This window comes from Tateyamaria sp. (genome assembly GCF_059783535.1).
In genome coordinates this window covers 16,001-23,522 of sequence record NZ_JBYNDP010000058.1, presented here as the reverse complement: position 1 = coordinate 23,522, position 7,522 = coordinate 16,001, and the positions used below count along the sequence as shown (strand labels likewise).

The following is a 7,522-nucleotide window of genomic DNA, read 5'->3' as shown; positions in this document are numbered from 1 at the left end:
GTGTATCAGGGGCATTTGTTTGTGAATGATGTGCTGCTGAGTGAGAGCGGGATGCAGAACCATCCGCTGACGCCGATGACCGATCCGGATTTGCGGCGCTGGCTGGCCCCGCAGTCTCGTTATGATGTGGGGCATGTGGCGGCTGCCTCGGTCTTTGCGGGCGCGGATGCGATCCGTGGAGCGTTGCAGGCAGAGCATGAGGCGGGCAAGCGTCATATCGTGGTGGATGCGATCCGGGATGAGGACCTGCGTGCCATTGGTGCCGCTGCACGGGACTTGCCGCTGATCACCGGCGGGTCGGGTGTGGCGCTGGGCCTGCCTGCGAACTTTGGTTGTGTGGCCGGAGCCGTGCCGTGGACAGGGCAGGGTGGTCGGGCCGTCGCCTTGTCCGGTTCTTGTTCCATCGCGACGCGGGCGCAGGTCGCTTATCACGCCGCCCGCCATCCGGCGCGTGAGGTTGTGGCGGCGGATGTGATCGAGGGGCGCTTGACCGCGGGCGATGCGGCGGCGTGGGCCTTGGCGCAGGACGGCGTGCCGTTGCTGTATTCCTCTGCCGACCCGGAAGTGGTGCGTCAGGTGCAGGATCAGTTCGGCCGTGACCGGTCGGCAGAAGCTTTGGAGGGCTTTTTTGCCGATGTGGCGTGCGCGGTGCGGGACGGTGGGGCAACCCGGATCATCACGGCTGGGGGCGAGACGTCAGGTGCGGTGGTCGAGGGGCTGGCGCTTGATACGCTCGACATCGGGCCAGAGATTGATCCCGGTGTGCCTGCGCTGCGCGCTGGGCCCGATCTGGTCGTGGCGTTGAAGTCGGGTAATTTCGGGGCCGAAGACTTCTTTGAAAAAGCGGATCGGGTGTTGCAGGCATGAGTGAAGAAAGCGCGTTGCGCGAACAGATGTGCTTGCTGGCCAAGTCCTTGTTCGACCGGGGGCTGACCCACGGATCGACCGGCAACATCTCGGCCCGGACGGAGGATGGCGGGCTGTTGGTGTCGCCTACGGGGACGAGCTTTGGGCGGCTGGATCCGGGTCGGTTGAGCCGGTTCGATGCGTCGGGTGCGCATGTAGCTGGGGATAAGCCTACGAAGGAAATGCCCCTGCACACGGCGTTTTATGACACGCGCAGCACTGCCGGGGCCGTGGTGCATCTGCATTCCTGCCACTCGGTCGCGCTGTCGATGCTGCCATGCGCGGACGCGGGCAACTTCCTGCCGCCCCTCACCCCCTATGGCATCATGAAGCTGGGCAAGGTGCAGCTTCTGCCCTTCTTCCTGCCCGGCGATCCGGCAATGGGCGAGGCCGTGCGGGGCCTGGCGGGTAAGCGGTCAGCGGTGATGCTGGCCAACCATGGGCCAGTGGTTGCAGGCAAGGATGTGGAGGCCGCCTGCAATGCCATTGAAGAGCTGGAGGACACCGCACGGTTGGCGTTGATGACCCGTGGGATGCAGCCGCAGGGCTTGACCGAGGATCAGGTCCGGGCGGTGGTGACCAAGTTTGACGTTCAGTGGGACGATTAGCCGTGCCAGCGCCGCCCCGGGGGGCGGTTCGGCGCTGGCACGGCGGGCTGCCGCCCTTGATTCCGTGCCGGGAGCTCAGCGGCTCAGGTGTTGATCGTGTTCCCGTCGGCGTCAAAGAAATGCGTGCGCTCCGCATCAAAGCTGAGGCCAACCACATCGCCCACTTTCAAATCCGCATCGCCGGAGATCCGCACATTGATCTGACCTGCAGCGCCACAATCCATCAGCACAAACGTGTCGGCGCCCAGATACTCGATCACATCGACCGTGCCATCACATTGCCCCGTGCCCGAAGCGCCCACGAGGATGTGTTCTGGCCGGATGCCCATCTGGGTCGCGCCCGGTCCCACAGGATACGGACCCGTCCGGCCCCCCGGCACGGTGTAACTGTCGCCTGACGCCTCGCATCCAAACACATTCATCTTCGGGCTGCCGATGAATTGGGCCACGAACACGTTGCCGGGATGGTTGTACAGCTCGCGCGGCGTGCCGACCTGGATGATCCGGCCTGCATCCAGCACCACGATCCGGTCGGCGAGGGTCATCGCCTCGACCTGGTCATGGGTGACGTAGATCATCGTGGCGGACAGGGACTGGTGCAGCTTGGAAATCTCGTAGCGCATCTCGACCCGTAGTGCTGCGTCGAGGTTCGACAGCGGCTCATCGAACAGGAAGGCCGTCGGTTCGCGCACGATGGACCGGCCAATGGCCACCCGCTGACGTTGCCCACCCGAGAGGTCCTTGGGCCGACGCTCCAGATACTGATCCAGTTTCAGCGTTTCGGCAGCCGCATCCACTTTCTCGGCAATCTCGGCCTTGGGCGCGCCAGCCGTCTTCAGCGAGAAACCCATATTGTCTCGCACCGACATGTGCGGGTAGAGCGCGTAGGACTGGAACACCATCGACAATCCACGCTTGCTGGGCGGTTGATCGGTCACATCCTGCCCGTCAATCAGCAGAGAGCCCCGGCTGATGTCTTCTAGCCCCCCGATCATGCGCAAGAGCGTGGACTTGCCGCAGCCCGACGGGCCAACAAAGACAATGAACTCGCCATCGTTGATCGCCAGGTTGACGCCCTTGATGACCTGCACCTCGCCATACCATTTCTCGACAGCGTTGAGAGTGATCGCGCCCATTGCTCAGGCTCCTTGATTGTTTGGAGAGGCCCAGGCCAGCCAAACGGCCGCCGTCCATGTGAAAGTGCTGCCACCTGCCGGCGACCCGTCGCGGGGGTCGAAATATTCGGCAAAGCCGTGTTCCGCGATCAGGTCAGCCGTGTTGCTGCGCAACGCTTCGCCTTGAGGCAATGCGAAATCCGCCAAGCCTGTCCCGATCATCATGTTCATGATGGCCCAGACCGGCCCGCGCCAATAGCGCTTGCCATCAAAGCGGTCATCATCCGGGGTCAAGGAGGGAACACCGTATTTCGAAAGGGCCATCACCTCGGCCAGACGGGTCCGCATATCCGGGTGGTCGATGCCGCCATACCAGCACAGGAAGGATGCGTTCGAAATGGACCCGGCCCAGCTGCCACCAACGACATCACGGCCATCAAAACATCCAAGCGTGGGGTTCCAAAGTGTTTGCGCACCGGCTTCGAGCGTTTTGATCCAGTCCTGCAACTCGCTCACATCCTCATCAAGCATCTCGCCCATGGCGATCAGGTCACGCGTGGCACGCAACAGGATGAAAGTCATCGTGGGGTCGGCCACGCGGAAAGGCGTTCCCTCCAGCATTGTGGCCTCGTCCCATTTCAGACGCGCACCGCGCTGCACAAGCCAGATGTAGCGGTCGTAGTCGTATTTCGTGGGCCGCATGGAACCGTCCACATGGGTCGTGTCGCGGCGCGTGTATTCTCCAACGCCATCGGGTGTGATCGCAGCCATCGCGGCATCCCAATCCGGGGCATTGTCGCGGCCCGCTTCCCACGGGTGGGTGATGCAAACGGCCCCCTGATCCAACCGCCAATCCATGAACCAGCGGTGCCACGCAACCATCTTGGGATAAAGCGCGGCGACACGATCCCGGCCAAGGTCGGTGTCTTTGTCCAGCACCATCCGTGCCATGGTCGCGGCCACCGGCGGCTGGCTGATGCCTGAGGACGGGATCGGTCCAGTCCCCTGCCAGACATCGTGGTTCGGGAAATACCCTTCGTCCGGCACATGGAACAGTATATGCGGCACCATCCCGTTGTCCCACTGGCCCGAGAACAGAGTTTCGATTTCGGCCCAGGCGCGCTCGATGTCAAACTCGGCAAACCCCACGGCAGCAAAAGCGCTGTCCCAGTTCCACTGGTAGGGATAGAGGCCCGAGGTCGGGATCGTGTACCCGCCCTTGTCATTGCGTTTCAGAATTGCGCGGGCTTCTTCGTCGCGCATGTCCGTGGATGTCATGTCTCGCATCATCCTTTTACCGACCCGGCGGTCAGCCCTTTCGTCATGAAGCGTTCCAGCCCAAGGAACAGGGCCATGATCGGGATCGTCGCGATCACGGCGCCTGCCATCAGGTGCTGGCGCGGAATTTCAGAGGAGTTCAACATCGCGACCCCACGGGTCAGCGTGAATTTCGACGGATCGTCCAGCAGCATGAAGGCCAGCAGGAACTCGTTCCAGGCGATCATGAAGACATAAAGCGATACCGACACCATCGCGGGCAGTGACAGGGGCAGGGTGATCTTCCAGATCACTTGCAGACGGCTGAGGCCGTCCATAAGGCCCGCTTCCTCGACCTCGCCCGGCAGGCCGCGGAAATAGCCCTGTAGCATATAAAGCGCCACGGGGATCGTGGTGACCGGATAGATCATCAGCAGCCCGGGAATGGTGTTGCGCAAACCCGTCATCGAAAAGGCGATATAGATCGGCAGCGCCAGAACGATCATCGGGACCATGTAGATCAGCAGGATCGACCGGGAAAACGCCGCCCGCCCCTTGAACCGCAGCCGTGCGACGGCATAGGCGCCGGGGACGGAGAACAGCAGCGTGATCAGCACCGTCAGGACCGAAACATAGAAGCTGGTCCAAAGGTAACTCCCGAAATTGAACTGGCCAAAGAGCTCGATGTAGCTGCGAAACAGGTCCCAACCGCGGCTCAATTCGATGGAAAAATCGAGCGGGTTTTTCAGCAGCGCCTGCTGCGATTTCAGGCTGGTCATGACCATGACGTAGAAGGGGATCAGCACGACGGCCGTAAAGATGATGTAGCCGAAGCCGGTCAGAAACCGGATCACCGCATCCTCAAAGGCATGGCGCGACAGCGGACCCGGCTGCGCCTCGACCAGCATCAGGGTCAGAGGCCAGATCATGAAAAGACCAAAGGAGATGACGGCCATGAGCTGCCACAGGACGGGGACGTTCTCTTGAAACAGGATCGGCGACAGCGGCGTGAACATGACGACAACGCAGAGCAGGATGAAACCACCCATCACCAGTCGCGCATCACGTATGTAGATGGCTGCAAGCCCACCGCCCAACCCAAGGATCAGGCAGCCCAGGGACCCGGGCCGAAAACCAAGACCCGAGGCGAAGGACAAGGTGACGGATACCGTGACAGCGATGACAAAGGCCCAGAACAGTCCAATCAGCGCACCGGTCACAGCGCCATGACGCAGAATGCTCATGCCAATCCTCCTTCATTTCGCCAGATAAACCGCGGGATGAGGCCGCAGGCCGAAGGGCGGAGCCCTTGCGCGCGCAGCGCGCTCCCCCCGCTCGCCTCCGGCAAGACACAAACGTGTTTTGCGGCACCCATCTTCACAGCCCTTCCTCCTGAGAAATGTACTTGAAGAAGAAAAAGCTGAACAAAAGCAGGGTCGCAAAGATCACCACGGCCACAGCCGCCCCCGCCCCGATATTTGAGATCGCAAAGGCCTGCTCGTACACGTTCACGGTCAGTGTGCGTGTGCCCGCATTGCCCCCCGTGAGTAGGAAAATGTCGTCGAACTTGTTGAACGTCCAGATGAAGCGCAGCAGGAAAAGGACCGACAGAATGCCCAGAAGCATCGGCAGCGACAGGTACCAGAATTTCTGGAAGGGCGACGCGCCATCCATATCCGCCGCCTCGTACATATCCGTGTCGATGGACTGCATCCGTGCGAGGATGAACAGGAAGGACAGCGGGAAATAGCGCCAGATCTCGAACACCGTGACCATGATCAGGGCAAGCGGGCGCTGGCCGAAGAAATTGATAGGGCTGTCGACCACGCCCATCTGGATGAGCAGCGCATTGAGCGAGCCCGAGAACGGGTCCAGAAGTGTGACCCAGGTGAAGGCAACGGCGATGATGGGCGAGACATAGGGAAACAGGTAGAGGCCCCGCAGTACGCCTTTGCCGCGGAACGACTTGTTCAACAGCAGCGCGGCAAACAGCCCGATCACCAGCGCACCGATGGTGCCGAAAACCGTATAGAACACGGTGGCCCAGAGCACGGACCAGAACTCGTCCCCGTCAAAGATGCGAGCGAAATTGTCGAGCGTGAATTCAGTATTTGTCAGGATGTTGTCGGCGGAGCCAACGCCCACGGGCTCGGTCCCCTCGACAATCTCTTCAAGCGCGTCCGGATCCCCGTCCAATGTTACCGGAATGCGGATACGTTCATTGAACCCGCCCGGCACATCGCCGAACTCACAGCGCAGCGCGCCGCCATCGACCGAACATTGCTCGGGCAGAGCGCCCAACTTCACACCGTCATGCAGCGTGTCGGTAAAGCTCAGTCCTGCAATCTCTTTCTGCTGGGACGAGTTGCGGACGCGATATTCGATCACCATCTCGCCGGATCGCTCGCGCAGGCTTTCGCGGATCACAGGGGCCACGGGGCGCAGGTCAGCCAGCCCCACGGGCTTGAAGCTGATCCAGAAGATCGCAAGCAGCGGCAGGATGATCACAAGGCTCACGATGGTGATCGTGGGCAGCAGCAGGGACCAGGCCAGCCGCGCCTCGCGGCGTTCAAGCGCACCACGGGTGGTCGGTGGAGTAGGGACCGTCATGGGATGTCTCTGAATGAGGGGTTGGGGGTGAGGGGGCAGGCGGACCCGCCCCCTCCAAGCCTATGGGAGGGCCTGATCAGAAATCGTGTTTCGTGCATCAGAATACGCTGCCTCTCGGTCGGCGTGATGCCAACCTCGAACGCGCATTCTGATACTCGATTGGCTCATGGACACGATTCCGTTCTAGTTGATCGAGGACAGCTCGCTGTTCATCGCGGCAACGGCGGCGGCGGCGTCGATCTCTTCGTCAATGTACTGACGCACGATCCGGTTGATCGCCTGGCTGTTGATCATCTTGGAGGCCAGCGACAGCTGCCCTTCCTCGACGCCCCAGCGCTGCGCGACTTTCAGACCGCCCACGATCTCGTCCAGCATCTCTGCGGCATACAGATCCTTCATGGGCGCCTTGCGATCTACACCCACCGGGATTTCCGACCATGCGGCCGAAAACTTGCCGGGCTCATCCGCCGTGCCAGTGCGGACAGGGAACTTGCCCTCGGCCGCGATGGACAGCGTCTGCATGTAGCCATCATTCATCGAAAACTCGACAAAGGCCTGTGCCACTTCGGTGTCCGCATCATTGGTAATGCCAAAGTACCGTACGTCACCCCATGCCGCGCCATCGGGGTTCGACGGACCGGCGAAGTTGGTCACGATGCCGGTTTTAGCCGCCAGCTCTTTCGTGGTGGGATCATCGTTGATCGTCGGGGCGGCGCTGTCACGCAGACCGGCCAGTTCATCCAAGATGAAGGGCGACCAGATGATCATGGCTGCATCGCCCGCAAAATAGATCTCGCGCGATTGCTTCCAGAACAGCTCACCCGGAGGCGAGGCTTTGGCGATGGCCTTGTAGAAATCCAGCACTTCCGTTGTGGCCGCAGCATCCAGTTCCTTGAAGCCATCATCGCCGACCGGGCTGACCCCGTTGGCGAGGAAGACGTGCTCCAGCACTTGGGACATGAAATTCTCGTCCACCTTGGTGGCGGCGACAAAACCGTACATCTCTGGCGGGTTGTGCAGTGCTTC

Annotated in this window: 6 protein-coding genes and 1 pseudogene; 2 read left to right on the top strand and 5 right to left on the bottom strand. The window is 61.5% G+C overall.

Annotated features, from left to right (window positions below; genetic code table 11):
• The coding region (locus AC6RA8_RS12505; RefSeq protein ID WP_500353078.1) for a four-carbon acid sugar kinase family protein at positions 1 to 867 on the top strand (867 nt) is incomplete at its 5' end.
• Positions 864 to 1,514 (top strand): 3-oxo-tetronate 4-phosphate decarboxylase, encoded by a 651-nt coding sequence (gene otnC / locus AC6RA8_RS12500; RefSeq protein ID WP_500353077.1) that lies wholly within the window; start codon positions 864 to 866, stop codon positions 1,512 to 1,514. The genes AC6RA8_RS12505 and otnC, both read left to right, overlap by 4 nt.
• 83 nt (positions 1,515 to 1,597) lie before the next feature.
• On the opposite strand, the gene AC6RA8_RS12495 is transcribed toward otnC, so the two are convergent.
• From AC6RA8_RS12495 to AC6RA8_RS12475, 5 genes and pseudogenes are all read right to left on the bottom strand, one after another.
• On the bottom strand, positions 1,598 to 2,650 hold the full coding sequence (locus tag AC6RA8_RS12495) for an ABC transporter ATP-binding protein (RefSeq protein ID WP_500353076.1): 1,053 nt from the start codon (positions 2,648 to 2,650) through the stop codon (positions 1,598 to 1,600).
• A 3-nt stretch (positions 2,651 to 2,653) separates the two neighbouring features.
• Positions 2,654 to 3,907 carry an MGH1-like glycoside hydrolase domain-containing protein gene (locus AC6RA8_RS12490; RefSeq protein WP_500353075.1) on the bottom strand — a complete coding sequence of 418 codons (1,254 nt, stop codon included), beginning with the start codon at positions 3,905 to 3,907 and terminating at the stop codon, positions 2,654 to 2,656.
• Positions 3,908 to 3,915: 8 nt separating this feature from the next.
• Positions 3,916 to 5,130: a carbohydrate ABC transporter permease gene (locus AC6RA8_RS12485; protein WP_500353074.1), complete on the bottom strand. Its 1,215-nt coding sequence runs from the start codon at positions 5,128 to 5,130 to the stop codon at positions 3,916 to 3,918.
• Between the two features lie 133 nt (positions 5,131 to 5,263).
• Complete coding sequence (locus tag AC6RA8_RS12480) at positions 5,264 to 6,496, bottom strand: carbohydrate ABC transporter permease (protein WP_500353073.1); 1,233 nt, start codon at positions 6,494 to 6,496, stop codon at positions 5,264 to 5,266.
• A gap of 183 nt (positions 6,497 to 6,679) precedes the next feature.
• A pseudogene (locus AC6RA8_RS12475) lies at positions 6,680 to 7,522 on the bottom strand (carbohydrate ABC transporter substrate-binding protein); the annotation flags it as partial.